The sequence below is a fragment of the Microbacterium trichothecenolyticum genome (assembly GCF_041938625.1).
GTDB lineage: Bacteria > Actinomycetota > Actinomycetes > Actinomycetales > Microbacteriaceae > Microbacterium > Microbacterium trichothecenolyticum_D.
The window spans coordinates 1,707,875-1,732,885 of record NZ_CP169427.1 but is presented as its reverse complement, the minus strand read 5'-3'; the positions used below and the strand labels follow the sequence as shown (position 1 = coordinate 1,732,885).

At 70.0% G+C, this 25,011-nt stretch carries 24 protein-coding genes; 13 read left to right on the top strand and 11 right to left on the bottom strand.

Going from position 1 to position 25,011, the window contains the following annotated elements; genetic code table 11:
- The first annotated feature begins 116 nt into the window (after positions 1-116).
- A complete protein-coding gene (locus ACEYYH_RS07775) occupies positions 117-1,484 on the top strand; it encodes a glutamate decarboxylase (protein ID WP_374977645.1) in 1,368 nt (455 codons plus the stop codon).
- On the top strand, positions 1,481-2,137 hold the full coding sequence (locus tag ACEYYH_RS07770) for a hypothetical protein (protein WP_374977644.1): 657 nt from the start codon (positions 1,481-1,483) through the stop codon (positions 2,135-2,137). The genes ACEYYH_RS07775 and ACEYYH_RS07770 overlap by 4 nt, the downstream gene beginning before the upstream one ends.
- An 18-nt stretch (positions 2,138-2,155) precedes the next feature.
- On the opposite strand, the gene ACEYYH_RS07765 is transcribed toward ACEYYH_RS07770, so the two are convergent.
- Positions 2,156-4,141 carry a glycosyltransferase gene (locus ACEYYH_RS07765; RefSeq protein WP_374977643.1) on the bottom strand — a complete coding sequence of 662 codons (1,986 nt, stop codon included), beginning with the start codon at positions 4,139-4,141 and terminating at the stop codon, positions 2,156-2,158.
- Positions 4,142-4,280: 139 nt separating this feature from the next.
- Between ACEYYH_RS07765 and ACEYYH_RS07760 the strand changes: the two genes are divergently transcribed.
- Positions 4,281-4,889, top strand: a complete 609-nt coding sequence (locus ACEYYH_RS07760) for a DedA family protein (RefSeq protein ID WP_374977642.1) — start codon at positions 4,281-4,283, stop codon at positions 4,887-4,889.
- A gap of 54 nt (positions 4,890-4,943) precedes the next feature.
- The gene (locus tag ACEYYH_RS07755; protein ID WP_374978185.1) at positions 4,944-5,756 is read left to right on the top strand and encodes a DNA/RNA non-specific endonuclease; all 813 of its coding nucleotides are present in this window, start codon (positions 4,944-4,946) and stop codon (positions 5,754-5,756) included.
- Positions 5,757-5,759: 3 nt separating this feature from the next.
- Here the strand turns inward: ACEYYH_RS07755 and ACEYYH_RS07750 are convergent, their stop codons facing one another.
- From ACEYYH_RS07750 to ACEYYH_RS07740, 3 genes are all read right to left on the bottom strand, one after another.
- Complete coding sequence (locus ACEYYH_RS07750; protein ID WP_374977641.1) at positions 5,760-6,410, bottom strand: FMN reductase; 651 nt, start codon at positions 6,408-6,410, stop codon at positions 5,760-5,762.
- A gap of 1 nt (position 6,411) precedes the next feature.
- On the bottom strand, positions 6,412-7,611 hold the full coding sequence (locus ACEYYH_RS07745; protein ID WP_374978184.1) for an LLM class flavin-dependent oxidoreductase: 1,200 nt from the start codon (positions 7,609-7,611) through the stop codon (positions 6,412-6,414).
- A 173-nt stretch (positions 7,612-7,784) separates the two neighbouring features.
- Positions 7,785-8,900: an ROK family protein gene (locus ACEYYH_RS07740; protein WP_374977640.1), complete on the bottom strand. Its 1,116-nt coding sequence runs from the start codon at positions 8,898-8,900 to the stop codon at positions 7,785-7,787.
- Positions 8,901-9,027: 127 nt separating this feature from the next.
- Between ACEYYH_RS07740 and ACEYYH_RS07735 the strand changes: the two genes are divergently transcribed.
- Genes ACEYYH_RS07735 through ACEYYH_RS07720 form a run of 4 tightly spaced genes read left to right on the top strand, consistent with a single transcriptional unit; the run spans position 9,028 to position 14,377 of the window.
- Entirely contained in the window at positions 9,028-11,196 is a 2,169-nt protein-coding gene (locus ACEYYH_RS07735) for an alpha-galactosidase (protein ID WP_374977639.1), read from the top strand.
- A 33-nt stretch (positions 11,197-11,229) separates the two neighbouring features.
- Positions 11,230-12,522, top strand: a complete 1,293-nt coding sequence (locus ACEYYH_RS07730) for an ABC transporter substrate-binding protein (protein ID WP_374977638.1) — start codon at positions 11,230-11,232, stop codon at positions 12,520-12,522.
- 11 nt (positions 12,523-12,533) lie between these two features.
- Positions 12,534-13,463, top strand: a complete 930-nt coding sequence (locus ACEYYH_RS07725; RefSeq protein WP_374978183.1) for a carbohydrate ABC transporter permease — start codon at positions 12,534-12,536, stop codon at positions 13,461-13,463.
- On the top strand, positions 13,463-14,377 hold the full coding sequence (locus ACEYYH_RS07720) for a carbohydrate ABC transporter permease (RefSeq protein WP_374977637.1): 915 nt from the start codon (positions 13,463-13,465) through the stop codon (positions 14,375-14,377). Before ACEYYH_RS07725 ends, ACEYYH_RS07720 begins: the two co-directional genes overlap by 1 nt.
- A gap of 39 nt (positions 14,378-14,416) precedes the next feature.
- Here the strand turns inward: ACEYYH_RS07720 and ACEYYH_RS07715 are convergent, their stop codons facing one another.
- Both ACEYYH_RS07715 and ACEYYH_RS07710 read right to left on the bottom strand, forming a co-directional pair.
- Positions 14,417-15,298: an alpha/beta fold hydrolase gene (locus ACEYYH_RS07715; protein WP_374977636.1), complete on the bottom strand. Its 882-nt coding sequence runs from the start codon at positions 15,296-15,298 to the stop codon at positions 14,417-14,419.
- Between the two features lie 13 nt (positions 15,299-15,311).
- Positions 15,312-16,808 (bottom strand): carboxylesterase/lipase family protein, encoded by a 1,497-nt coding sequence (locus ACEYYH_RS07710; RefSeq protein WP_374977635.1) that lies wholly within the window; start codon positions 16,806-16,808, stop codon positions 15,312-15,314.
- Between the two features lie 156 nt (positions 16,809-16,964).
- On the opposite strand from ACEYYH_RS07710, the gene ACEYYH_RS07705 reads away from it, so the two are divergent.
- Entirely contained in the window at positions 16,965-18,122 is a 1,158-nt protein-coding gene (locus ACEYYH_RS07705; RefSeq protein ID WP_374977634.1) for an acyltransferase family protein, read from the top strand.
- A 20-nt stretch (positions 18,123-18,142) separates the two neighbouring features.
- On the opposite strand, the gene ACEYYH_RS07700 is transcribed toward ACEYYH_RS07705, so the two are convergent.
- The gene (locus tag ACEYYH_RS07700) at positions 18,143-18,991 is read right to left on the bottom strand and encodes an SDR family NAD(P)-dependent oxidoreductase (RefSeq protein ID WP_374977633.1); all 849 of its coding nucleotides are present in this window, start codon (positions 18,989-18,991) and stop codon (positions 18,143-18,145) included.
- Positions 18,992-19,094: 103 nt separating this feature from the next.
- On the opposite strand from ACEYYH_RS07700, the gene ACEYYH_RS07695 reads away from it, so the two are divergent.
- Positions 19,095-20,132 carry an isopenicillin N synthase family dioxygenase gene (locus ACEYYH_RS07695; RefSeq protein ID WP_374977632.1) on the top strand — a complete coding sequence of 346 codons (1,038 nt, stop codon included), beginning with the start codon at positions 19,095-19,097 and terminating at the stop codon, positions 20,130-20,132.
- 130 nt (positions 20,133-20,262) lie between these two features.
- Here ACEYYH_RS07695 and rpsO read toward each other — a convergent pair whose 3' ends face one another.
- Positions 20,263-20,532 carry a 30S ribosomal protein S15 gene (gene rpsO, locus ACEYYH_RS07690; RefSeq protein ID WP_005048780.1) on the bottom strand — a complete coding sequence of 90 codons (270 nt, stop codon included), beginning with the start codon at positions 20,530-20,532 and terminating at the stop codon, positions 20,263-20,265.
- Positions 20,533-20,685: 153 nt separating this feature from the next.
- Between rpsO and ACEYYH_RS07685 the strand changes: the two genes are divergently transcribed.
- Positions 20,686-20,925 carry a DUF167 domain-containing protein gene (locus ACEYYH_RS07685; protein WP_374977631.1) on the top strand — a complete coding sequence of 80 codons (240 nt, stop codon included), beginning with the start codon at positions 20,686-20,688 and terminating at the stop codon, positions 20,923-20,925.
- Between the two features lie 79 nt (positions 20,926-21,004).
- Positions 21,005-21,946: a DMT family transporter gene (locus tag ACEYYH_RS07680; RefSeq protein WP_374977630.1), complete on the top strand. Its 942-nt coding sequence runs from the start codon at positions 21,005-21,007 to the stop codon at positions 21,944-21,946.
- A 21-nt stretch (positions 21,947-21,967) separates the two neighbouring features.
- Here ACEYYH_RS07680 and ACEYYH_RS07675 read toward each other — a convergent pair whose 3' ends face one another.
- Positions 21,968-22,915: an AraC family transcriptional regulator gene (locus tag ACEYYH_RS07675; RefSeq protein ID WP_374977629.1), complete on the bottom strand. Its 948-nt coding sequence runs from the start codon at positions 22,913-22,915 to the stop codon at positions 21,968-21,970.
- A 98-nt stretch (positions 22,916-23,013) separates the two neighbouring features.
- On the opposite strand from ACEYYH_RS07675, the gene ACEYYH_RS07670 reads away from it, so the two are divergent.
- The gene (locus ACEYYH_RS07670) at positions 23,014-23,661 is read left to right on the top strand and encodes an NAD(P)-dependent oxidoreductase (RefSeq protein WP_374977628.1); all 648 of its coding nucleotides are present in this window, start codon (positions 23,014-23,016) and stop codon (positions 23,659-23,661) included.
- A gap of 71 nt (positions 23,662-23,732) precedes the next feature.
- On the opposite strand, the gene ACEYYH_RS07665 is transcribed toward ACEYYH_RS07670, so the two are convergent.
- Positions 23,733-24,296: a YceI family protein gene (locus ACEYYH_RS07665; RefSeq protein ID WP_116193862.1), complete on the bottom strand. Its 564-nt coding sequence runs from the start codon at positions 24,294-24,296 to the stop codon at positions 23,733-23,735.
- Positions 24,297-24,462: 166 nt separating this feature from the next.
- The gene (locus tag ACEYYH_RS07660) at positions 24,463-24,831 is read right to left on the bottom strand and encodes an FKBP-type peptidyl-prolyl cis-trans isomerase (protein WP_331912438.1); all 369 of its coding nucleotides are present in this window, start codon (positions 24,829-24,831) and stop codon (positions 24,463-24,465) included.
- Between the last annotated feature and the right edge of the window lie 180 nt (positions 24,832-25,011).

Below are 25,011 nucleotides of genomic sequence, written 5' to 3'. Positions count from 1 at the left end.
TGACGGCGCGCCCTGAGCGGTATACCTTCGGCACCGAAGGGACCGACCGGGGGTGCGGTGCATCGCAGACTCCGACGCGCATCTGTGCGGCCGGTCCGCCCAGCGATGGAGGATCCATGTATCAGGACGAGGCGCTGCAGCCGACCTTCACTCGAGCCGGCGAGGCGACGACCGCGAGGTACAACGTCATCCCCGACGGGGAGATGCTGCCCGAGACGGCGTATCGCGTCATCCGCGATCAGACGATGCTCGACGGCAACGCGCGGCTGAATCTCGCGACGTTCGTCGGCACGTGGATGGACGACTACGCCAACCGGCTCGCGGTCGAGTCCGCCGACAAGAACATGATCGACAAGGACGAGTACCCGGCCACGGCCGCCATCGAGGAGTGCTGCTGGCGCATCCTCGGCGACCTGTGGAACGTGCCCGACAACGACGATGTGATCGGCACGTCGACGATCGGCTCGTCCGAGGCGTGCATGCTCGGCGGCCTTGCGCTCAAGCGTCGCTGGCAGCACGCGCGTCGCGCTGCGGGGAAGTCGACCGAGAAGCCGAACCTCATCATGAGCTCGGCGGTGCAGGTGTGCTGGGAGAAGTTCTGCAACTACTTCGACGTGGAGATGAGGCTGGTCCCCGTGACCGCCGAGCACCCTCTGATGGACGGCACGGGGCTCGAGGACTACGTCGACGAGAACACGATCGGCGTCGTCGCGATCGTGGGTGTCACGTATACCGGCGCCTACGAGCCGGTGAAAGCCATCGCCGCGAAGCTCGACGAGATCCAGGCGAAGACCGGGCTCGACATCCCCATGCACGTCGACGGGGCCTCGGGAGCCATGATCGCGCCCTTCCTGCAGCCCGACCTGGAGTGGGACTTCCGGGTGGAGCGCGTGCAGTCCATCAACACCTCGGGCCACAAATACGGACTCGTCTACCCGGGCGTGGGCTGGGTGGTGTGGCGCAACGCCGCGGCACTGCCCGACGACCTCGTCTTCAAAGTCAGCTATCTGGGCGGATCCATGCCCACGTTCGCCCTCAACTTCTCCCGGCCCGGCACGCAGGTGCTGCTGCAGTACTACCGGTTCCTCCGCCTCGGCCGTGCCGGCTACACCGCGATCCAGCAGGCCTCGCAGGACGTCGCCGTGTACCTCTCGTCGGCCATCGCCGAGCTCGATGCCTACGAGCTCCTGAGCGACGGCACCGACATCCCCGTATTCGCCTGGCGGCTCACCCCGGGTCACACCGACAAGTGGACGCTCTACCACCTGTCGGAGCGGCTGCGGATCAAGGGGTGGCTCGTCCCCGCGTATCCCCTCTCGGGCGAGCTGTCGGATCAGACCGTGATGCGCATCGTGTGCCGCAACGGGCTCAGCCGCGACCTCGCCGAGGACCTCCTGAAGGACATCAAGAGCGAGACCGCGTTCCTCGACTCGCTCGACAGCCCCATGCCCCACCCCGGCATCGGTCCCAGCTTCCACCATTGAGTGCGAAACGATCGGTCGATCCGGCCGCGCGGCGGATCCGGCGTCTCCGGCGGGAGTCCTGGGGCTTCGCGGTCGGCTCGGCGCTGTTCTTCCTGGGCGTGGTGCCGCCCTATGCCTCGTGGGCGGGCCCGGTCGGCGCGAACATCACGTTCTTCGCGGGCTCCATCTTCTTCACCACGGCGGGGCTCATCCAGCTCCTGCTGAGCGGGCGCAAGACACCCCACGCGCGCATGAACCGGGCGGATCGCGCGGACTGGTGGGCGGCAGCGATCCAGTTCGCCGGGACGCTCCTGTTCAACGTGTCGACCGCGGCCGCCCTGATCGCCGCGATCGTCGACCCGGACTACGTCGGCGCCGGGTGGCGGCCGGACGCGTTCGGCTCGGTGGCCTTCCTCGTCTCCAGCGTGCTGGCGGTGGTGGCGACGAAGGAGCGCGGAACGCTGTGGGACCGCGACGCCCGCACGTGGCACGGCACCGGCCTCAACCTCGTGGGGTCGATCGCCTTCGGCGTCTCGGCGGTCGCCGCGTTCGTGGTGCCCTCCACCGGCGAGCTGCTGAGCCCGCTGTGGGCGAACCTGGGCACCGGCGTCGGCGCCCTCTGCTTCCTCGCGGCGGCCCTCCTCGCCCGCCGCACGATCGGCGAGGCGGAGTGACAGAACGGAACGGATGCCTCAACCGGCGTTCACGCGAGCGGGCACGTCGCCGGCACCGCCGATGAGCACGTAGTCGGCGTGCTTGGCCACGAGCCCGTCGCCGGCCGTGCGGCCGTGCAGTCGCCGCCACACCCACGGCAGGGCGTCGCGGCGCAGCCACGTGCCGGGCAGCACCGGGTCGTCGTCGGCATGCAGACTGGCGTCGAGCTCGCCGAGCGCCTCGGCGTCGGGCACCCCGAGCGCCTCGGCTGCGCGGTACGCCAGGTACCGGTGCCCGCGCGGACGCAGATGCACCTTGTCGTCGGCCCACAGATCCAGGTCGCCGATCGCCGGAAGGCCCTGTGCGTCGAGGAACGCGTCGGTGTCGAGCAGCACCGCGCCGGTCGTCGCGGCGATCCGGCGGAGCTCCGACGAGAACACCGCGAAGCGGCGGGCGAACAGCCGCGCGAGGCGTCGCCGCGGGAGGAATGGCGTCACGAGGAGCACGTCGATGCCGGCGCCGCGCAGCGCCCCCACCGCCTGCTCGAGATCGGCGGCCACCGCGGGAGGATCCACGCGGCGCCCTACGAGGTCGTTGGCGCCGACGAGGATCGACACCAGGTGCGGCCGGAGGGCGAGCGCCTGCGGCACCTGCTCGCTCACGACATGCCGCACACGGCGGCTGCGCACGGCGAGGTTGGCGTAGCGGAACGGCTCGCCGGAGCGGCCTGCGTGCGCGAGCAGCTGCGCGAGCCGGTCCGCCCAGCCGCGGTACTGCCCCGCCGGCATGCGCGAGGCGTCGCAGAGTCCCTCGGTGATCGAGTCGCCGAGTGCGACGAACCGCGACCAGGAGCGCCGGGGTGCGGGCGTCGGCACCACAGGGCGGGTCGCCGCACGCTGGGGCTGCGCGTCGTCGATGGGGCGCAGCATCCGCGCCTCGTCATAGTGCTCGACCAGGCGGCTGCAGACCGCGTCCCACGTGCGCTCGCGCACCGACTCGCGCGCCGCCGCCGCGAACGCGCGCCGCTTGCCGTCGTCGCCGACGAGGTCGGCCACGCGTGCGCGCAGGTCGCCGAGGTCGCCGGGGCGGTAGAGCCAGCCGTCGACGCTCGACCGCACCAGATCGACGGGGCCGCCGACGCCGGTCGCCACGACAGGCACGCCGCTGGCCAGCGCCTCCTGGATGGTCTGGCCGAACGTCTCGCTCTCGCCGGGGTGCACGAACACGTCGAAGCTCGCGAGCGCCTCGGCGAGCGCGGGCCCGGTGAGGTGCCCGGTGAAGACCGCGTCGGGCATCGCGCGCTCGAGCGTGGGCCGCGCCGGTCCGTCGCCGACGATCACGAGCCGGGCGCCGGGGAGCGCGGCGAGCGCGGCGAGGTCCTCGACCTGCTTCTCGGGCGCGAGGCGGCCGACGTAGCCGACGATCGTGTCGCCGGGTGCGACGCGGGCGCGCCATTCGTCGCTGCGCCGCTCGGGGCCGAAACGCTGGACGTCGACGCCGCGCCCCCACCGGCGGAGGCGATCAACGCCGAGATCCTCGAGCTGCCGCAGCGACGCGGTCGACGGCGCCAGGGTGAGGGTCGCCCGCCGATGCAGGCGCCCGATGTGGCGGCCGACCAGCGCGGCGGCCTGCGGCATCCCGTACTTCTCCGCGTACGCGACCACATCGGTCTGGTAGACGGCGACGGCGGGCACGCGCAGCGCGTCGGCTGCCGCGAGGCCCTGCCAGCCGAGCACGAACGGCGACGCGAGATGCACGACATCCGGCTCGAATTCACGGAGGATCGCCGTCAGCCTCGCGGCGCGGGCGAACACGACGCGCACCTCGGGATACGACGGCAGGGGCGCCGAGCGCAGCAGCTCGGTACGGGCGCCGTGGAGATCAGTGGTGATCTCTCCGGCGCGCGGTGCGATGACGAGCGTCTCGTGTCCTTCGGCGGCGAGGTGCCGGAGGACGTGGAGCACCGACCCTGTCACCCCGTTCATGTGGGGCAGGAACGATTCGGCGAGCAGTGCGACTCTCACGCCTCCAGGGTGACGGGACGGACGAGGACGGATGCCGCGAACCGGCGTCCGTGCGGAAGAGTTCACCGGATGCACCGCGGCGGGTCACCGGACGTGCCCCGTTCGGTCGCCGTTCACCGCGGACGGCTACCAAGAAGACATGGTCGAGGACCTGCTCACCACCGTGGCTTCGAGCGCATGGGCGCTGCCGCTGCTGTTCGTGCTCGTGCTGGGCGACGCGTTCCTGGTCGTGATCCCCGGTGAGGCGGCGGTCACCGCGCTCGGTGCGCTCGCGGTGTCGCAGGGCGAGCCCGCGCTCGCGGCGATCGTGCTCGTGGCCGCGGCGGCCGCGCTCACGGGGGACGCCGCCTGCTACGTCGTGGGCCGCACGATCGGTCTCCAGCGTTGGCGCTGGATGCGCGCCTCTCGCACGCAGGCCGCGTTCGCGTGGGCGCGGCTGCGTCTGGAGCGCCGCGCCGCGCTGGTGCTCTTCACCGCACGCTTCATCCCGTTCGCGCGGCTCGCGGTGAACCTCACGGCGGGCGCCGCCCGGTTGCCGGCGCCACGCTATCTCGCGGTTGCCGGGCTCGCGGCGCTCGCGTGGGCGATCTACCAGGCCCTCGTCGGGGCGGTCGTCGCGACGTTCGTTCCGGGCGGCCCGGTCGTGGCGGTGGTGGTCTCGGTCGCGTGCGCCGTCGGGCTCGGCTTGGCGATCGACGCGGTGCTCGCGCGCCGGCTGCGCGCACGGAAGCCTGCCGAGGGCGAGTGAGTCGGGGCATCGCGCGATGTCGCCCGGTGCGGCCATGATGGAGGCGTGGCAGACGTGACCTCGGACGCATACGACGACGCCTTCCTCGGCATCCTGCTCCCGCTCCCCCGCCCTGAGGACGAACGCGAGGTGCGTGAGCTGACCTACCCGCGGTTCACCGTGCTGCTCGATCCTGCGCGCCGGCTCGCGGCCGTCACCGGAGTGAACATCGACGGTGCGGCTCTGCAGGACCTGCCGCGGACCGGCGACTGGGATCTCGATCCGCGGATCCCCGCGGTCGAGCAGGCGGGCCCTGCGGTCTACTCCTCGAACGACCTGGATCGCGGGCATCTGGTGCGCCGCCGCGATCCCGGCTGGGGCTCGGAGGCCGAGGCCCGCAGGGCGACGGAAGCGACGTTCACCTACCCGAACGCGGCGCCGCAGGCGAGCGGGTTCAACCAGTCGAAGGAACTGTGGCTCGGGCTCGAAGACCACGTGCTCGAGTTCGCCGACACCGCAGACGAACGCATCAGCGTCTTCACCGCACCGGTGCTGAAGGACGACGACCCGCCGTACCGCGGCATCCGTGTCCCGCGCCGGTTCTTCAAGGTCGCCGCCTGGACGACACGGGGGGACGGGGTTCCGCGCCTCGCGGCTGCGGGCTTCGTGCTCGACCAGTCGGACCTCATCGACCTTCGTGAGGGCGTGCTCGATGTGCCCACGCTCGGCGCCTTCCGCACGTTCCAGGTGCGGATCGCCGACATCGAGGAGTTGTCGGGCATCGGCCTCGGTGCCCTCGTCGACGCCGATGTGCTCGCGAAGACGACCGTTCGCGGAGAGGGCGCGTGGCGCCCTCTCCGCGAACCGGAGGATGTCGTGCTCGGCTGAGGGCTACTCCCCCGCGAGACCGCCGAGCAGGTGGCCGAACGAGCGGCCCTCGCCGAGGTAGTTGGCGGGGTCGAACGGGTCGGCGTCCGATGCGGGCTCGCGGCGCGCGATGGCGTCGGCGAGCTCGCGCGCCCCGCGGTCGATGCGCTCGCCCAGCGGGGCGACGTTGTCGGCCGACGCTCCCCAGTCGCTCGACGCGGCGAACACACCGGTCGAGACCGGCTCGGCGTGCAGGTACGTGAACAGCGGCCGGATCGCGTAGTCGATCGCCAGCGAGTGGCGAGCGGTGCCCGCGTTCGCGCCGATCAGCACCGGCTTGCCGGTGAGCGCGTCGGGGTCGAGCACGTCGATGAACGACTTGAAGAGGCCCGAGTAGCTCGTCGAGAAGATCGGCGTGACCGCGATGACCGCGTCGGCCGAGACGACCGCGTTGATCACCGATTCGAGCGCCGGCGGAGCGAACCCGGTGAGGAGGTTGTTCGTGATGTCGTGCGCGTAGTCGCGCAGCTCGAACACGTCCACCTCGATCTCAATGCCGCGCTCTGAGAGCTGCTTCGCGGTCGCGGCGGCGAGCCGATCGGCGAGCATACGAGTCGACGAGGGGTTCGACAGACCTGCGGAGATCACCGCGATGCGGCGTGCGGAGTTGGTCATGTCACGCCTCCTTCCGGCCGAGGCCGAACGCCGCGCCCGCGGGGGCGGGGCTGTCCTGGTACGGGCTCGCGCCCACGAGGTTGTCGCCGCGGTTCGCACCGGGCACCGCCTGGCGCGGCGCCTCGTCACCGTACTTCGCGGCGACGAGATTCGCGTGGGTCGGGGCATCCGGAACCTCCGCCGGACGGTTCTTCTGCAGCTCCTTGCGCAGCACCGGAACCACCTCGCCGCCCAGGATGTCGAGCTGCTCGAGCACGGTCTTCAGCGGCAGGCCGGCGTGGTCCATGAGGAACAGCTGGCGCTGGTAGTCGCCGTACGTCTCGCGCATGGCGGCGTACCGGTCGATCACCTGCTGGGGCGAGCCGACCGTGAGCGGCGTCATCTCGCTGAAGTCCTCGAGCGACGGGCCGTGGCCGTAGACCGGCGCGTTGTCGAAGTACGGGCGGAACTGCTTCACCGCGTCCTGCGAATTCGCCGCCATGAACACCTGCCCGCCGAGGCCGACGATCGCCTGCTCGGGCGTGCCGTGGCCGTAGTGCGCGTAGCGCTGGCGGTACAGCGCGATGAGGCGCTGGTAGTGCTCCTTGGGCCAGAAGATGTTGTTCGCGAAGAAGCCGTCGCCGTAGTAGGCGGCCTGCTCGGCGATCTCGGGTGTGCGGATCGAGCCGTGCCACACGAACGGCGCGACGCCATCGAGGGGACGCGGAGTCGACGTGAAGCCCTGCAGCGGCGTGCGGAACTGGCCCTCCCAGTCCACGACGTCCTCGCGCCACAGGCGGTGCAGCAGGTTGTAGTTCTCGATCGCGAGGGGCAGGCCCTGACGGATGTCCTTGCCGAACCACGGGTAGACCGGACCGGTGTTGCCGCGGCCGATCATGAGGTCGGCGCGGCCGTCCGACACGTGCTGCAGCATCGCGTAGTCCTCGGCGATCTTCACCGGGTCGTTCGTCGTGATGAGCGTCGTGGCGGTCGACAGGATGAGGCGCTCGGTCTGCGCCGCGATGTACGCGAGGGTCGTGGTCGGCGATGACGACCAGAACGGCGGGTTGTGGTGCTCGCCGAGGGCGAAGACGTCGAGGCCCACCTCCTCGGCGTGCTTCGCGATCCTCAGGGTCGCCTTGATCCGCTCCGCCTCACTGGGCGTGGTGCCGTCGGTCGGGTCCTGGGTGATGTCGGACACCGTGAAGATTCCGAACTGCATACCCGACCACGTGGTGCTCTCGCTCACGATCGCTTCTCCGCTCTTTCGCCGTGCGGGTTCTCCGTCGTGCGAATCCATGCAAATGAATGTATCTCGTGCAACGTGTGCGCACCAAGATTATTCCTGACCGTTTCGGAACGGATGCTGCGACTCCTGCGATCGCGTCACACACCTCAGTCGAGGCGAAGCCGGTCCACCGCCGCCTGGATGGCCACGGCCGCGGCACCCCGGGCCCAGGCCGTGAAGCCAGAGTCGTCCACGTAGAGCTGCACGGGTTGCGCCCGCGGGTCCCTCCCGGCCGATATCGCTGCGCGCACACGATCCTCGACGATCGGGAACAGCCCGATGCCGTCACCGGCCAGCACCGCCGCGCTCTGGAACGTCAGATTCGCCGCGAGCGCAATGAAGCGTCCTAGTGCATCCGCCGCGGCGTCGACCACCGCGGCTGCGGCCGGCTCGCCCGCGATCGCCATAGCGAGGACCTCGTCGTAGGTCACCGTGCGCTGCAACGCCGCCGACACCTGCGCGGCGATCGATCCCGACGTCAACATCGCCTGCGAGCACCCGCGATGCCCCTCCTGGCAGAGCGGGCCGCCGTCAGCGAGCGGGATGTGCCCGCCGAGTCCGAGACCGGCCTCCGTCGAGTGCACCACTTCGCCACCGACGACGAGCCCGTAGCCGACGCCCACCCCGATCGTGAGGACGACGAAGCCCGGCATGCCGCGCCCGAGGCCGAACCAGCGCTCCGCCTCGGTCAGCGCGACGAGGTCGTTCTCCAGCACCACGGGCACATCGAGCTCATGCCCGAGGATCGAGGCGAAGGGCAGGTTCTCCCACCCGAGGAACGGCGCGTAGCGCACCGTGCCGTCGTCGACCGCACCGCCGAGAGCCACGCCCACCCCGACGAGGACGTCGTCCGTCATCGCTCGGAGCGCTCGGGCGATCACCGCAGCGACGCCCTCCGGTTCATGCGTGTCGAGCGGTACCACCTGCTGGTCGAGAAGCCCGGCGCGGACGTCGGTCACCACCGCGTGGACGGCGTCGCCGGTGACCTTGACCCCCGCGAAGACCCCGAGACCGGGGGCGACATCGAGCGGTCGCACCGGGCGGCCGACGGTGCCGTCGGAGAGATCTTCCAATTCGACGAGGTAGCCGCGATCGAGGAACGGCTTCGCGAGGCGCGTGAGGCTCGCCGGCGACAGGCCGAGCCGGTTGGTGAGCGCGCTGCGGGAGATCGGGCCGTGGATGAGCACCGCCCGCGCGAGGGCGCGCTCGCTGTCCGTCAGCATCGTCGTCGAGCTCCCCTCGCACACCGGCAATGGTTCCATTGTGGCACGAATAGGCCTCAAATTGCCCAGAGCTTTGAGGTCTGGAATCCTCTTGCACCTCAGATTACTTCCATGGTAGAACTAACTCATGCACAGCACCGATCGGTTGCTCGACGCCGAACGCACCGCCCTCTCCCTCGAACCCCGCGTGCTCCACCTCACCCGCGGAGGAACGAGCGTCGTCGTCGACCTGGACGCCACGCCCGCGCCGGCGATCGTGCACTGGGGCGCGGCACTCGAGGGCTCCATGCCCGAGACCCTCCGGTCGCTGGCGGTCGCCGCGCGCGGACAGCGGGTGTCCGGCGGCCTCGACGCGACCCCTGCGCTCACGCTCGTACCCACCGGCGCCGAGGGGTGGTTCGCCACCCCTGGGCTGGAGGGACACCGCGAAGGCTCGGGTGTCAGCATCCGTCTCGTCCTCGCCGATGTGCAGGCCGGCGAGCACCGCGCGAGCATTGCACTCGCCGACGCGGAGGCAGCCCTCGCGGTGCGCGTCGAGCTGCGGATCGGGCCAAGCGGCCTGTTCCACCAACGCGTGACGGTGCGCAACGCGGGATCGACCCCGTACACGCTGCAGACCGCGCAGCCCACGTTCCCGATTCCGTGGGATGCCACCGAGGTGTTCGACACCACGGGCCACCACCTCCGCGAGCGTTCGCCGCAGCGGAGCTCCCTCGGCCTCGGCGCCCACGTCCGCGAGACCCGCCGTGGCCGTCCCGGCGCCGACTCCACGATCCTCCTGGCTGCCGGCCGGCCCGGATTCGGCTTCGAGCACGGGCGCGTCCACGGCATCCACGTGGCCTGGAGCGGCAACCACCGCGCGCTTGCTGAGCGCACGACCACGGGCGACGCCTTCCTCGCGGGCGGTGAGCTGCTGCTGCCCGGAGAGATCGTGCTCGCCGCCGGCGCTGCCTACAGCTCCCCGTGGGTGATCGGCTCATGGGGTGACGGCCTGACCGAGCTGTCGGCGCGCTTCCACGACGAGTGGCGCGCCCGCCCCCAGCACCCGCGCCGCCCGCGCCCCGTCACCCTCAACACCTGGGAGGCGGTCTACTTCGACCACTCGCTCGATCGGCTCACCGCACTCGCCGATGCCGCAGCATCCGTCGGCGTCGAACGGTTCGTCCTCGACGACGGCTGGTTCGAGGGCCGGCGCGACGACACCGCGGGTCTCGGCGACTGGACGGTCGACACCGGCGTGTGGCCGGACGGCCTGCACCCGCTCGTCGACCACGTGCGCGCGCTCGGGATGGAGTTCGGCCTCTGGGTCGAGCCCGAGATGGTCAACCCCGACAGCGACCTCGCTCGGCGACACCCGGACTGGATCCTGCGGGGACGGATGTCGCTGCCGCCGTCCGCCCGTCAGCAGCAGGTGGTCGACCTCTCCCAGCCTGAGGCGTATGCCCAGATCGCCGGGCGTCTGCACGCCCTGCTGGACGAGTATCCGATCGCCTACCTCAAGTGGGACCACAACCGCGATCTCGTCGACGCCGCGAGCGGACCGGCCGGTGGTGCGCGAGTGCACGCGCACACGCTCGCCGTCTACCGGCTGATCGACGAACTGAAGGCGGCGCACCCCGGACTCGAGATCGAAAGCTGTGCCTCCGGCGGGGCACGCGTGGATCTCGGCATCCTGGATCGCACCGACCGCGTGTGGACCAGCGACAGCCTCGATCCGCTCGAGCGGCTCGACAACCAGAAGCACACCGGGCTCGTCGTGCCGCCCGAGATGCTGGGAATGCACCTGACGAGCCCCGTCGTCCACTCGTCGGGTCGGACGGTCTCGGTCGGTCTGAGCGGCGCGGTGGCGCTCTTCGGCCACTTCGGCATCGAATGGGATCTGACCACCCTCGACGACGCCGGCCGCGCCGACGTCGCGGGATGGGTCGCGCTGGCGAAACACCTGCGCCCGCTCGTCGCGACGGGGCGCGTCGTCCATGTCGACGGCATCGACCCCGGGATCGACGTGCGCGGCGTGGTGGCAGCGGATGCCACCTCCGCGGTCTTCACGATCGTCCAGACCGCGTCCAGCGCCGCGTATCCGCCCGGACGAGTCCGGATGCCGGGGCTCGACCCCGCCCGGACGTACCGGCTTCGCGTGATGACACGCGACGGCGACGACGCGGGGCAGTCGCCGCTCGAGTGGGCCGAGTCCGACGCTGTGCTGACCGGACGGCAGCTGGCCGAAGTGGGCGTGCGGCCACCCGTGCAACGGCCGCAGCAGGCCACGGTCGTCGAACTCACCGCCCAGAACTGAACACTCCCACCCCCACGCGCAAGGAGGCGCACGATGAGAACCCTTCACCGACGATGGATCCGGCCGCTCGCGGTCGTCGCCCTCGCCGCGACAGCCGCCGCGCTCGGCGGCTGCGCCCAGAATCCGTCGGACGATGTCACCACCCTGAACTTCTTCCAGTTCAAGGGCGAGGCGCTCGAGGACTTCGACAAGATCATCGCGGACTTCGAGTCCGAGAACCCCGACATCAAGGTGGTGCAGAACCAGGTCGCGGACGCCGACACGGTGATCCGGACCCTGCTCGTGAAAGACAAGGCACCCGATGTCATCACACTCAATGCGAACGGAGGGTTCGGCAAACTCGCCCAGGCGGGCGTCTTCTACGACTTCTCCGAGGAGCCCGTGCTGCAGACGATCAGCCCGGCCGTTCAGGAGATCCTTGCCGACCTCGGGAACAAGGAGGGCGAGGTCAACGGCCTCGGCTATGTCAACAACGCGAACGGCGTGATCTACAACCAGGACATCTTCGAAGAGCAGGGGCTCGAGGTTCCCGAGACCTGGGACGAGTTCATCGCGGTCTGCGACGCACTCGAGGACGCGGGCATCACTCCCTTCTACGGGACGCTGGCCGACTCGTGGACCGGCCTCCCGTCGTTCAACGCCCTCGGCGCCTACCCGTCGCAGGGCGACTTCTGGGACCAGATGCGGGCGGAGGGCGAGAACGTCGGTCCCGACTCCGAGGTGTCGTTCCAGAAGGAATTCCCCGAAGCGCTGGACCAGCAGTACGAGCTCTACTCGAAGTACATGCAGGACGGCTATCGGGGCAAGACCTACGACGACGGCAACGCCGCGTTCGCGAACGGCGAGGTCGCCATGCTGCTCCAAGGGATCTGGGCGACCAACCCCATCAAGCAGGTCGACCCCGACATCCGCGCCGGCATCTTCCCCTATCCGGCGACCGACGATCCCGAGGATCGCCTGCTCGTCTCGGGCGTCGACGTGGTCGTGACGATGGGCAAGGACACGCCGCACAAGGAAGAGGCCCTGCGGTTCATCGACTACATGTTCGAGAAGGGAGTGATCGAGGAGTTCGCCGCGTCCCAGAACATGGTGCCCTCCGTTGAAGGCGCCCAGCTCGGCGACGATCCCGCCCTGCAGTCGGTGAAGCCGTACTTCGACGAGGGCAGGATCACCGGGTTCATCGATCACCAGATCCCGCCCAGCATCCCGCTGGCCGCGATCATCCAGCAGTTCCTCTTCAGCGGCGACGCCGACGCGGCGCTCGCCACCCTCGACAGCGAGTGGGCGAAGGTGGCCGCTCGCACGATCCCCGTGACAGGAGACTGATCGTGACGACCATGACTGAGGCCGTGCGCGCCTCGTCGACGGGCGGCGACGCGAAGAAGCGCGCGGCTCGCACCCGGACCGAGACGAGGCGCGCGCCGAGCGCGTACTACTGGATGGTGTGGCCGGCGGTCATCGCCTTCGCGTTCTTCCATACGCTCCCCGTCGTCGTCGGGATCTTCTTCAGCTTCACCAACTACCCCGGCTACGGGGACTGGAACTTCGTCGGGCTGTCGAACTACCTCAACCTGTTCAAGGACGACAGGGTGCTGCACGCGTACGGGTTCTCGTTCCTCTTCGCGATCGTCGCGACGATCCTGACCAACGTCATCTCCCTCGCGATCGCGCTCGGGCTGAACGCGAAGATCAAGGCACGCAACTTCTGGCGAGGCGTCTACTTCGTCCCGTACGTCCTGGCGATCCTGGTGATCGGCTACGTCTTCCAGTTCTTCTTCTCGAACTCGCTCCCGAAGATCCTGGCCGGCGTCCCGCTCTTCGCCGACAACATCCTCACCAATGAGACGTGGGCCTGGACCGCCATCGTGGGTCTCGCGGTCTGGCAGGCGTGCGCGTTCTCGATCATCATCTACCTCTCGGGACTCCAGACCATCCCGGCGGAGCTGTACGAAGCAGCATCCATCGACGGGGCCAAGCCCGCACGTCAGTTCTGGTCGATCACCTTCCCGCTCATCGGCGCGTTCTTCACGATCAACATCGTGCTGAGCCTCCGAGGCTTCCTGCAGGTGTTCGAGCAGATCGTCGCACTCACCAACGGCGGACCGGGAACCGCCACCGAATCCGTCACGCTCCTGATCTTCCGCGGCGGATTCAGCGGCGGCGAGTTCGCCTACCAATCCGCGAACGCCGTGATCTTCTTCATCGTGATCACGATCGTCTCGCTCCTGCAGTTCCGGGTCCTTCAGCGCAGAGAGGCCGATTTCTGATGACCACCGCAACCACCACCGCGACGCAGTTCGAGCAGTCCGCCGACGCGCTCCAGCCCCGTCGCCGGCGCCGCCGCTCCGGCGACGAGGACGACACCCGCAGGACGAACTGGTGGGCGACTGCCCTCATCGCGGTGTGCTCGCTCACCGTGCTGGTCCCGCTCTACCTCGCCGTCGTCGTCGCGCTGAAGACACCCGCACAGCTCACCGAAGGCACGGGCTTCGAGTGGCCGAACCCCCTCAACTGGGGGAACTTCGCCCAAGCATGGGAGCGAACCAGCTTCCCGCAGGCGCTCATGAACACGGCGCTCATCACGGTCGGCTCCGTCGTCTTCACCCTTCTCACGAGCTCGGTGGTCGCGTACGCGATCGCCCGCAACATCCACCGGCCGTTCTTCAAGGGAGTCTTCTTCTACCTGCTGGCGGCGCTGTTCATCCCGTTCCCGATCATCATGCTGCCGCTGGTGAAGCAGACCGCCCTGCTGGGGCTCGACAACCAGGCCGGGCTGATCATCCTGTACACGATCTACGGACTGTCGCTGAACATCTTCATCTACACCGCCTACATCCGCTCGATTCCCATCGAGCTCGAGGAGGCGGCCCGGATCGACGGCGCGAGCACGTGGCGGGTGTTCTGGTCGGTGATCTTCCCGCTGCTCGCGCCGATGAACGCCACCGTCGGCATCCTCACGTGCGTCTGGGCCTGGAACGACTTCATCATGCCGCTCGTCGTGCTGACCGATCCGTCGGCCCGCACACTGACGCTCGCGCAGTACGTCTTCCAGGGGCAGTTCAACACCGACTACACGGTGGCGTTCGCGTCCTACCTGATGGCGATGGCCCCGCTGCTCATCGTGTACATCTTCAGCCAGCGCTGGGTGATCTCGGGAGTGACGCGGGGCTCGATCAAGTGAGACCGGGACGGATGCCGCGCCCCGCGGCATCCGTCCTCCTCATTGCGCGTCCGCGAAGAGCTGCAGCATGTCGCGCGCGAGCTGGTGCGGGGCGGTCTCGCAGGGCGCGTGGCCCGTGGGATAGGTCGCGACACGAGCGCCGATGCGCGCCGCATAGGCGTCGTGCTGCGCTTGCGGCCACAGGTCCTGGTCGCCGACGGCGATGAGCTTCGGGATGCCCGTGGCCGCGACCGCGTCGGCGAAGTCGGGCGTCGTCATCATGAGGCCCACGACGTCGTCGATGCAGGCACGGCCCGTGACGCCGAGCCGCTCGCGCACGAAGGCGATGCGTCCGGGCGGCGTGCGGTTGAGGTTGTAGCGGATGCCCCACAGGATCAGCCCCGCAGCGCGGTGCGGCGACATGTCGGAGATCGGCCCGATGTGCTTCACACCGCGGAACACCTGCCCGGTCGCGGGCGGAGCGGCCATCAGCGTGAGGCTGCGGAACAGGTCGGGCCGCGCGACGAGCGCGAGCTCGGTCACCAGCCCGGCGAAGCTGTAGCCGAGGACATGCGCAGGGCCGCCGTCCTCGAGGATCGCGACGAGGTCGTCGACGAACAGCGCGTAGTCGTAGTGATCTCGCGGCGGGTCGAGATGCTGCGGGCCGGCGCCCGCCGACTCGTAGTGCCCCGCGATGTCGTACGACTCGACCCGGTACCCGGCTGCGGCGAGCAGCGGGAACAGCAGGACGAAGTCCTCCTTGGAACCTGCGACGCCCGGCACGAGCACGACCCGCGGCGCGTCGGGGTCGCCGAGGCGCACGCGTGCGAGACCGCCACTGGGGGCGAGGAACACGTCGCGCTCGGCGCCCGCGGGGAAGATATGCCAGTCGAGGTCGGGAATGGCCTGGTCGCGCTGCAGCGCGTCGTCGATCGTCGTCATCGCGCCTGTGAGACTACCCCTGCGGAAGACCGTCGAGCTCGTCCTGACGCGGCGCGTAGTCGATGTGGCCGCCGTCGGCGTCGAACGCCTGCACGGGACGGCGCGCCGACCACCCCTCCCAGCCCGGATCGCCGTCGACCACGAACGACACCCACGCGTGATGCATCGCGTCGGCGAGCGTCTGCGGCCCGTCGGGACCGCCGATGCCGACCGCGTCGGGCTCGGCGAGCCGGTCGAACACGAAGCCCAGCTCCATGACGTGCGCGGCGCCCAGCCCGTCGACGGGACTGCGCCACCGGAATTCGTACACCCACGTGGGCGAATCCGACGCCCCGACCCGGCTGTCGGCGAACCGCGTGATCGGGCCGCGCAGCAGGATGTCGCCGATGACCTCGCCCAGCACCTCCCCCGGCTTCGCGCCCGGGCGGCGCGCGCGGTGCGCGCGGACGATACGCGCGGGCACGCGTGCGGCCAACCGCGCGACGGTCACGGTGAGCCAGGTCGCCTTGTCGACCGCGCCCGAGGGCACCAGCCACAGCCGGTACTCCTCGCTGGTCGAGCCGATGAGCACCGGGATGCCGCGGCCCGCACCCGCGAGCAGGGCCTCGAGCGGATTGCGGGGCACGGCCTCGCCGCCGACGACGAGAGCGACCGTCGGGCCGCCGCCGAGCGGCGATCCGCCCGCGGCGAGCGCGGTCTGCTGCGCGACCAGGTCGTGCGCGGGGACCGACGAGAACCCCGCGCGGGTGGTGGGCACCTTGAGGCGCTGGGCGATCTCCCGCGTCATCCGGCCCGCCTTCTTGGGCGTCCGCGCCTCGAGCGGTCCGGACTGCAGGATCGCGCGGTCGAACAGTTCCTTCGCGTGCGGCAGGGCAAGGAGGGCCGTCAGCGTGTTGGCCCCGGCCGAGTGGCCCATGACGGTGACGCGCGCGGGGTCGCCGCCGAACGCCGCGATCTCGCGCCGCACCCACCGCAGGGCCAGCTCCTGGTCGAGGACGCCGAGGTTCTCGGGCACGTCGTCGAGCACCGCGAAGCCCTCCTGGCCGAGCCGGTACTGGATCGACACATACACGATCCCGTGCCGGGCGAACCGCTCGCCGTCGTACGTGGGCAGCGCTGCGGCGCCCCGCGTGAGCGCGCCGCCGTGTACGAACACCAGCACAGGCAACGCGGTGTCCGGCGCACGGTCGGCGGGTGTCCACACGTTCACGGTGAGGATGTCGTCGCCGGGCACGTCGACGGAGGCGAGGTATCTCGCGATCGCCGGGCTGTACGGGGTCTGCGGGGCGGTCGGGCCGAAGGCCGAGGCATCCCGTTCCCCCTCCCACGCCACGGCGGGCTCGGGAGCACGGAATCGGCGCTCACCCACGGGCGGAGCGGCGTAGGGGATCCCGAGGAATCGGTCGAGTTCGCCTTCGCGGGTGCCGCGGACGGCGCCGGTGCTGACCGTCACCACCGGACGTGCGGTCGCGGGCTCCGTCGATCCGGCCTGGGTCGCAGCATCCGTCATCGATGTCCCCTTCCCGGCCGCCGTCGTCGGCACGCTCGTACTCAGACTCAGCCAGCGTGGGACTCGGTGTCAAGCGACACCGCGGCAAGTCGCACGCGGCTAGTCTGGTCTGCGCCCCGGCGAGAGGTGACGATGACCGGCAGCAGCGTTCCGCCCATGGCGACGACCCCCACCCCGACGGGATCCATCGCCCGTCCGCGGCGGCGCACGCCGTTCTGGGACAACGCGCGTTTCGCGTGCATCGTCTTCGTCGTGCTCGGCCACGCGGTGCAGCGACTGACGTACGACTCCGACATCGCGCTGGGCCTGTACCTGGTGATCTACGCGTTCCACATGCCCGCGTTCGCGATCATCTCGGGCTACTTCTCGAAGTCGGATGCGCCCACCAAGACGCAGATGGCGCGCGTGATCACCGACATCCTGGTGCCCTACATCGTGTTCGAAGGGCTATGGACCCTGACCAAGTGGCTGGTCGAGGGCCAGGCGAACCCGAACATCACCCAGCCCTCGTGGACGCTGTGGTTCCTGCTGGCCCTCGGCATCTTCCGCCTCGTGCTCCCGTACCTGGCCCTGCTGCGTTGGCCGCTGCTGTGGACGGTCCTGATCTCGATCGGCGCGGGCTACGTGCCCAACATCGACTCGACGTTCTCGCTGTCGCGCACACTCGGACTGCTGCCGTTCTTCACGCTCGGGTGGTGGCTGCGCGAGCACGACATCGTTACACGCCTGCGCCTGCTCGACCGTCGCCCCTGGTGGGTGCTCGCCGGCGGCTTCGGACTCTTCGCCGTCGCCGGATGGGCGGCATGGCTCTTCGTCGACGACTGGCGCGCGATGAACCTGCGCGAGTGGCTGTTCTACGACGAGAACTACGCGTCGATCGGCGGCACCCAGTGGTGGGCGGGCGGCGTGCGCCTCGCGCTGATGGCCGTCGCGGTCGTGCTGTCGGCCGCGTTCTTCGCGCTGGTGCCGCGAGACTCGCACTGGTGGACGCACTTCGGCCAGTACACGATGTACGTCTACCTGCTGCACTCGTTCGTGCTCTATCCGTTCCGTGAGAGCGGCCTGCTGCGCAACGCCGAGCCGACGTGGCTCTGGCTGCCGCTCGTGATCGTCGGATCCGTGCTCATCGCGCTCGGGCTGGCGACGAAACCCGTGCGCCGCATCTTCCGTCCCCTGGTCGAGCCGCGCCCCGTATGGCTGTTCACCGATCCCACGCTCGCCCGCCGCGAGGGGCGGCGCAACGACCCCACAGGCTCGCGCCGACCGCGGGAGCAGCCGCGGATGCCCCGACCCGACCCACGCCAGAACGGCTGAGCCTCGGCGACGGCGCAGGCTCACGGCCGGGGCGACGGGAACTGCGTGCGCAGCACGCGCTCGAATGCCCGTTCCGGCAGCACGCGGCGCAGCGCCAGCATCATCGTCGCCGACGGCGCCACGCGGTACCGGGCCCGCGGTCGCGGAGACTCGGCCGCGCGTACGACGCGCTCGGCGACGTCACGCGGCGAACACGCGAGGCGGGCGCGCGGCCCGGCATCCCACGTGAGCGTCAGGTCGGCGACACGGGCGGCGAAGTCCCCCCACTGCGGATCATCGACGGCGGCGTCGCTGCGCCCTGCCGCCGTGTGGCCGAACCCCGTCGTCACCATGCCGGGCGCGATGAGCGAGACCTCGATCCCGAAGGGCCGGAGCTCGTAGCGAAGCGCATCGGTGAACGCCTCGAGCGCATGCTTGGTGGCGGAGTACGAGCCCATGCCGGGCATCATCCAGCGCCCGTTCATCGAGCCGATGTTCACGATGCGCCCGGCGCCCCGGGCGCGCATCGGGGGCACGACGAGCTGCGTCAGGCTCAGCATGCCGAACACGTTGGTCGCGAACATCCGTTCCACATGCGCCACCGGCATGGCCGCCGTCGCCCCGAGCTCGCTGATGCCTGCGTTGTTGACCAGCACCCCGACCGTGCCCTCCGCCGCGACGACCGCGTCGACGGCGGCGGCCCGCGAGGCCTCGTCGGTGACGTCGAGCTCGAGGAGGCGGCATCCGTGTCTCTCGAGATCCGCGATGGCGTCGAGGCGCCGAGCCGTCGCGTAGACGCGCCAGCCGCGCAGGGCGAGGACGGATGCCGTCTCACGGCCGATGCCGGTGGAACAGCCGGTCACGAGCACGCTGCGTGGGGGACGCGTCATGCGTCCAGCACACCTGACGAACGCCGGGCGCGCAACGGCGAGCCGCCGGTAACCCGCGGCAACAAACGGGACGGATGCTGCGCCCTCCGCCTACTCTCGCACCATGACCGACCTCAACCTGCCGATCCTCGACCTCTCCCGGCTCGACGCGGGCCCGGAGGCCGCGACGCAGTTCCGCGACGACCTGCGCGCCGCGACCCACGACGTCGGCTTCTTCTACCTGACCGGCACAGGGGTGTCGCCCGAGCTCGAGGCGCGCCTGCATCAGGCCGCCCGCGACTTCTTCGCCCTCCCCGAGGCCGACAAGCTCGCGATCGAGAACGTCAACAGCCCACACTTCCGCGGCTACACGCGCGTCGGCGGCGAGCGCACGCAGGGCACGGTCGACTGGCGCGAGCAGATCGACATCGGCCCGGAGCGCGAGGCGATCACCGACGCCGACGCTCCCGACTTCTCGCGGCTCATCGGCCCGAACCTGTGGCCGAGCGCGCAGCCCGAGCTCCGCGAGGTCGTCTCGGAGTGGCACGACCACCTGTCGGGCGTCGCCCGCAAGCTGCTGCGCGCCTGGGCCCTCTCACTCGGCGCCCCAGAGAACTACTTCGACGAGCATTTCGGCGAGCCCTCGACGCTCATCAAGATCGTCCGCTACCCCGGCAAGGAGGACCCGACCCCGCAGCAGGGTGTCGGCGCCCACAAGGATTCCGGCGTGCTGACGCTGCTGTGGGTCGAGCCCGGCAAGGGCGGCCTCCAGGTCGAGCGCAAGGACGGAGCCACCGGGGAGTGGCACTGGGTCGACGCTCCGCCGGTGCCGGGCGCATTCGTCGTCAACATCGGCGAACTGCTCGAGTACGCGACGCAGGGCTATCTCATCGCGACCAAGCACCGTGTCATCTCACCGCGCTACCCCGACGACCGCATCTCGGTGCCGTTCTTCTTCAACCCCGCCCTCGACAAGCGCCTGCCCCTGATCGAGCTGCCGGCCGAGCTCGCGGCGCAGGCGCGCGGAGTCACGCAGGACCCGTCCAACCCGATCCACGCGCTGTACGGCGAGAACGCCTTGAAGTCGCGCCTGCGCGCGCACCCCGATGTCGCCGAGATCCACCACGCGGATCTCGTCGCGGCCCGGACCGCGGCATCCTGAGTGGACGGCGAAGGCCTCCCCACACCGTGGGGAGGCCTTCCAAGAATGTTTTGCGCGATTGAACGCTGGTCGATGCCTTATCGACACTTCGTCTCGCCCGCCTCGCGGACTCGCTCAGTGTGAACTGCGCTTAGCGGCGCAGACCGAGGCGCTCGATGAGCGAGCGGTAACGGTTGATGTCGATGTCCTGGAGGTAGCCCAACAGGCGGCGGCGCTGACCGACGAGCAGGAACAGCCCACGACGCGAGTGGTGGTCGTGCTTGTGCTCCTTGAGGTGCTCGGTGAGGTCCTTGATGCGCTGCGTCAGCATCGCGACCTGCACCTCGGGGGATCCGGTGTCACCGGGGTGCGTCGCGTACTCTTCGATGATCGCCTTCTTGACGTCTGCTTCCAGTGCCATAGGTGATCCCCTCTCTGCTAGTTGCGCGGTGCCCGTCACCCGATGTGCGAGCTCTCTTTCTCCGCGGCCGATCCAACGGCAACCTGAAGAGTCTACCAGCGAACGGATGCCGCGGCGAACCGGCCGTCGAGCGGCCCGGGTACGCTCGAACGCGTGCAGTTCACCGTGCGCGTCAAGCCCGGAAGCCGGCGCGGAGCGCTGGTCGAGGCATCCGACGACGGTCTCGTCGTCCACGTGAAGGAGCGGGCCGTGGACGGCGCCGCGAACGAGGGCGTCGTGCGCGCCCTCGCCGCCCATTTCGGTGTGGCGCCGAGCCGCGTCACGATCCTCCGAGGCCACACCGCGCGCATCAAGCGCATCGAGGTCGACGACGGCACCCGAACCGTAGCCTGACCGCCGCACATCGGCGGATTTCGGACGTCGCATCCCCGCTCGCGCTCCGACGTCGGCGGGCGGGCGTACCGTGGCCCCCGTGACCTCGACTCGAACCGCTCCCCCGGAACTGCGTGCGGAGCGGCTGCCGTCCCCGCGCTGGATCACGGTGCAGTTCGTGCTCGCCGGCATCGTGTGGGGCGCGAGCTTCCTCTTCATGAAGGTGTCGCTCACCGGCATCTCCCCCGCGCAGGTCGCGTGGACCCGCATCCTCCTCGGCGCCCTGACCCTCGGCGCCCTTGTGCTCCTGCGGCGCGAGCACCTGACCCGCAGCGTCAAGGTCTGGGCGCACCTGACGGTGCTCGGCCTCACGTTCTGCGTCATCCCGTTCCTGCTGTTCTCCTGGGCGCAGCAGCACGTCAGCTCGGGCGTGGCCAGCATCTTCAACGCCACCACCCCGATCATGACCGCGATCATGGCGTGGCTCGTCTTCCGCGTCGAGCGGCTCAAGGCTCTGCAGGTCGTCGGGATCGGCGTCGGCATCCTCGGCGTGGTCGTGATCATCGCGCCATGGCAGGGCATCGCCCTGGACGGCAGCCTCGTCGCCGAGCTCGCCATCCTCGGTGCGACCGCGAGCTACGGCTTCAGCTTCGCCTACATGCGGCGGTTCGTCTCGAACACGGGCATGTCGGCGCTCGCGTTCACCTTCGGTTACATCGCGATGGCCGGCGTCGTCATGGCACTGCTCACGCCGTTCCTCGTGCTGACTCCGGTGCGGCTCGACGTCCCGATCATCGTCAGCCTGCTGCTGCTCGGCTGCCTCGGCACCGGCATCGCGTACGTGTGGAACCAGAACACCGTGCGCGCGTGGGGGCCGACCCGCGCTTCGACCGTGACCTACATCACCCCGGTCGTGGGCGTGATCCTCGGCATCGTGATCCTCGGCGAGACGGTGACATGGAACGAGCCGATCGGCGCGCTCGTCGTCTTCCTCGGCATCCTCCTCGCGCAGGACCGGCTGCGCCGACGCGCGCGCACCTGACGCCCGGCCCGACCGCGCGTGTCACGCCGCGCTGCGGCGCACCCGGCCGGGGGTCTCCCCCGTCACGCGCGTGAACGCGCGGCTGAACGCGGCTTCCGATCCGTAGCCGTGCGCCGCGGCCACCGCGGCCACGCTGCGGCCTTCCGCGAGCATCGCGCGAGCGCCGCGCATGCGCGCCGCCGACACGTAGGTCATCGGCGGCGTTCCCACGACGGACGCGAAGCGCGCCGCAAACACCGAGCGCGACATCGTGGCGCGCCGAGCCAGGGCGTCCAGCGTCCACGGATGCCCTGGATCACGGTGGACGGCGGCAAGGGCTGCGCCCAGCTGCGGGTCGCGCACCGCCGCGAGCCACCCGCTCGAGTCGGCCTCGGCATCGGCCAGCCAGGCCCGGACCGTCTCGACGACCAGGACGTCCGCGAGGCGCGTGGCGACGGCATCGCCGCCCGGCTTCGGCTCCCGCAGCTCGCGGGCGAGCAGCGGCAGCAGTGCCGCCATGACGGGGTGACGGGCGGAGTCCACCCTGACGATCGGCGGGAGCACGGCGAGCATGTCGTCGACGGCCGGCGAGTCGAAGGCGACGACGCCGCACAGGAGGGCCAGCGGAGGCTCGGCGGCCTCCGGCCCGATGCGAAGCACCGAGAACGCATCGCCGAGCATCGCCTGCGGCAAGAGGTCCGCGCGGCCGACGACCTCGGCGCCCGGCGTCGTCGCCACGCGATGCGCGATTCCGCGCGGTACGAGGGCGAGCTCGCCCACGGTGAGTCGGACCGGATCGGTGCCGTCGACCTCGAGGTACGCCGTCCCGTGCGCGACGATGTGGAAGCTCAGGGTGTCGGGGAACTGCGGCATCTCGACGGCGCATTCGGTGGTCGCCTCGGTCCACGAATAGAAAGCGCCACGCATACGCACCCGGTAGAGAGCCGCCGTGAGGGCGTCCTCGCTGTCCCACGGCATCGCGACGCTCATCTCATCTCCGGACGATCGATCATGAAATACGTACTTCTGACGATAGATCATCCAGGCATGGACTGCGAGGGTGAGAACATCACCGAAGGGAGACCCTCATGAACATCCTCGTCATCGGCGCCACCGGCGGAACGGGCCGCGCCGTCTGCGACGCTTTCCTCGAACGAGGGCACCGTGTCACGGCGCTCGCGCGACACGCCTCCTCACTCCCGGCCCGCGCGGGCCTCGAGCGCGTCGACGGCGACGCCACCCGGGCAGCCGTCCTCGATGCCGTGATCGCGGGGCACGACGCCATCGTCGTCACGCTCGGCATCTCGGAGCCGACGTTGCGCGTCCGGCTGCGGGGCGCGCGGGGCACGCGCAACGACGTCCGTTCGAAGGGCACCGCCGAGATCGTGGCGGCCGCGCGGCGCGCCGGCGTGCACCGGCTCGTGGTGCAGTCGTCATACGGCGTCGGCGACACACGCTCGCTGCTGCGCCTGACCGACCGCATCCTGTTCGCGCTCCTCATCCGCCCGCAGATCATCGACTCCGAGATCCAGGAGGGCGTGCTGCGCGGCTCCGAGCTCGACTGGACCATCGTTCAGCCGGTGTACCTCACCGACGGCGATTCGACCGAGCATTTCACGTCGATCGACGGCACGATCCGGCACAACAAGGTCGCGCGCCGCGGCGTCGCCCACGTCCACGCCGACCTCGTCGAGAATGCGGGGAGCGTCCGCGAGACGGTGTCGGTGTCGGGCTGAGCCGCACAGACGAAGACGGAGAGCGGATGCCTCGGGGCCGAGGCATCCGCTCTCCGTCGCGTTGCTGCGTGTCAGTCCTGCTGGAGCGCGCCCTGCAGGTCGAGCGTGATGGTGACGTCCTTGCCGACCAGCACGCCACCGGTCTCGAGGGCGGCGTTCCAGGTGAGGCCGAAGTCCTCGCGGTTGACGACGGTCTTGGCCGTCGCGCCCGCCTTGTAGTTGCCCCACGGGTCGGTGCCGAAGCCGCCGAACTCGAACTCGAAGGTGACGGGCTTCGTGACGCCGCGGATGGTGAGGTCGCCGTCGACGAGGAACTCGCCCTTCTCGATACGGGCGCCGGTCGAGACGAACTCCATCGTCGGGTGGTTCTCGGTGTCGAAGAAGTCGGCGGAACGGAGGTGGTTGTCGCGGCCCTCGTCCTTGGTGTCGACGGAGGTGACGTCGACGGACGCCTCGACCTTCGCGTCGAGCGGGTTCTCGGGGGCGACGAGGGTCGCGCTCTTCATGCCGAAGGTGCCGCGCACCTTCGAGATCATCATGTGGCGCACGCTGAAGGTGACCTCGCTGTGCGCGGGGTCGAGCACCCAGGTGCCCGCCTTGTAGCCGGGAACGTCGATCGTGGTGGCGTCGGTCATGGTCGTCCTTCGTGTTCAGGGGGCGCCCGAGGGGACGGGCATACGGGGTCCAACACAGCTTTGCAGACGTTCTATTCCCATGAATGCAAATTACGTGCGAACTTCCGAAGACGACGGAGGGGACGGATGCCGCGGCACCCGTCCCCTCCTGACGATCGAAGTGTGGTCAGCCGACCTTGATGAGGTCGATGATGAAGATCAGCGTCTTGCCGCCGAGGAAGTGGCCGCCGGCCGGACCGTAGGCGAGGTGCGGCGGGATGACGAGCTCGCGGCGACCGCCCTCCTTCATGCCCGGAATACCGTCCTGCCACCCCTGGATGAGGCCGCGGAGGGGGAACTGGATGCTCTCGCCGCGGTTCCACGACGAGTCGAACTCCTCGCCCGTTTCGTACTCGACGCCCACGTAGTGGACGGTCACGGTGTCGCCGGGCTTCGCCTCGGCGCCCTCGCCCACGACGATGTCGCGGACGACCAGGTCGGCCGGGGCCGGCCCGGCGGGTGCGTCGATCTCGGGCTTGGTGCGGTCGTCAGTCATGCGTCCATCCAACCATCCGAAGCCCGCGCGCGCGGAGCGAGTTCGCCGTCAGGGGAACCTCCGGCGTTCCCTTGACACCCGCGCAGCCCTCCCGGCATGCTGGGGAAAGACCAACTCAGCGCTCGGTAGACACGCAGGCATCGCCGCGGCACCGAGCGCTGAGTCTTTGTCTGAGGGGGC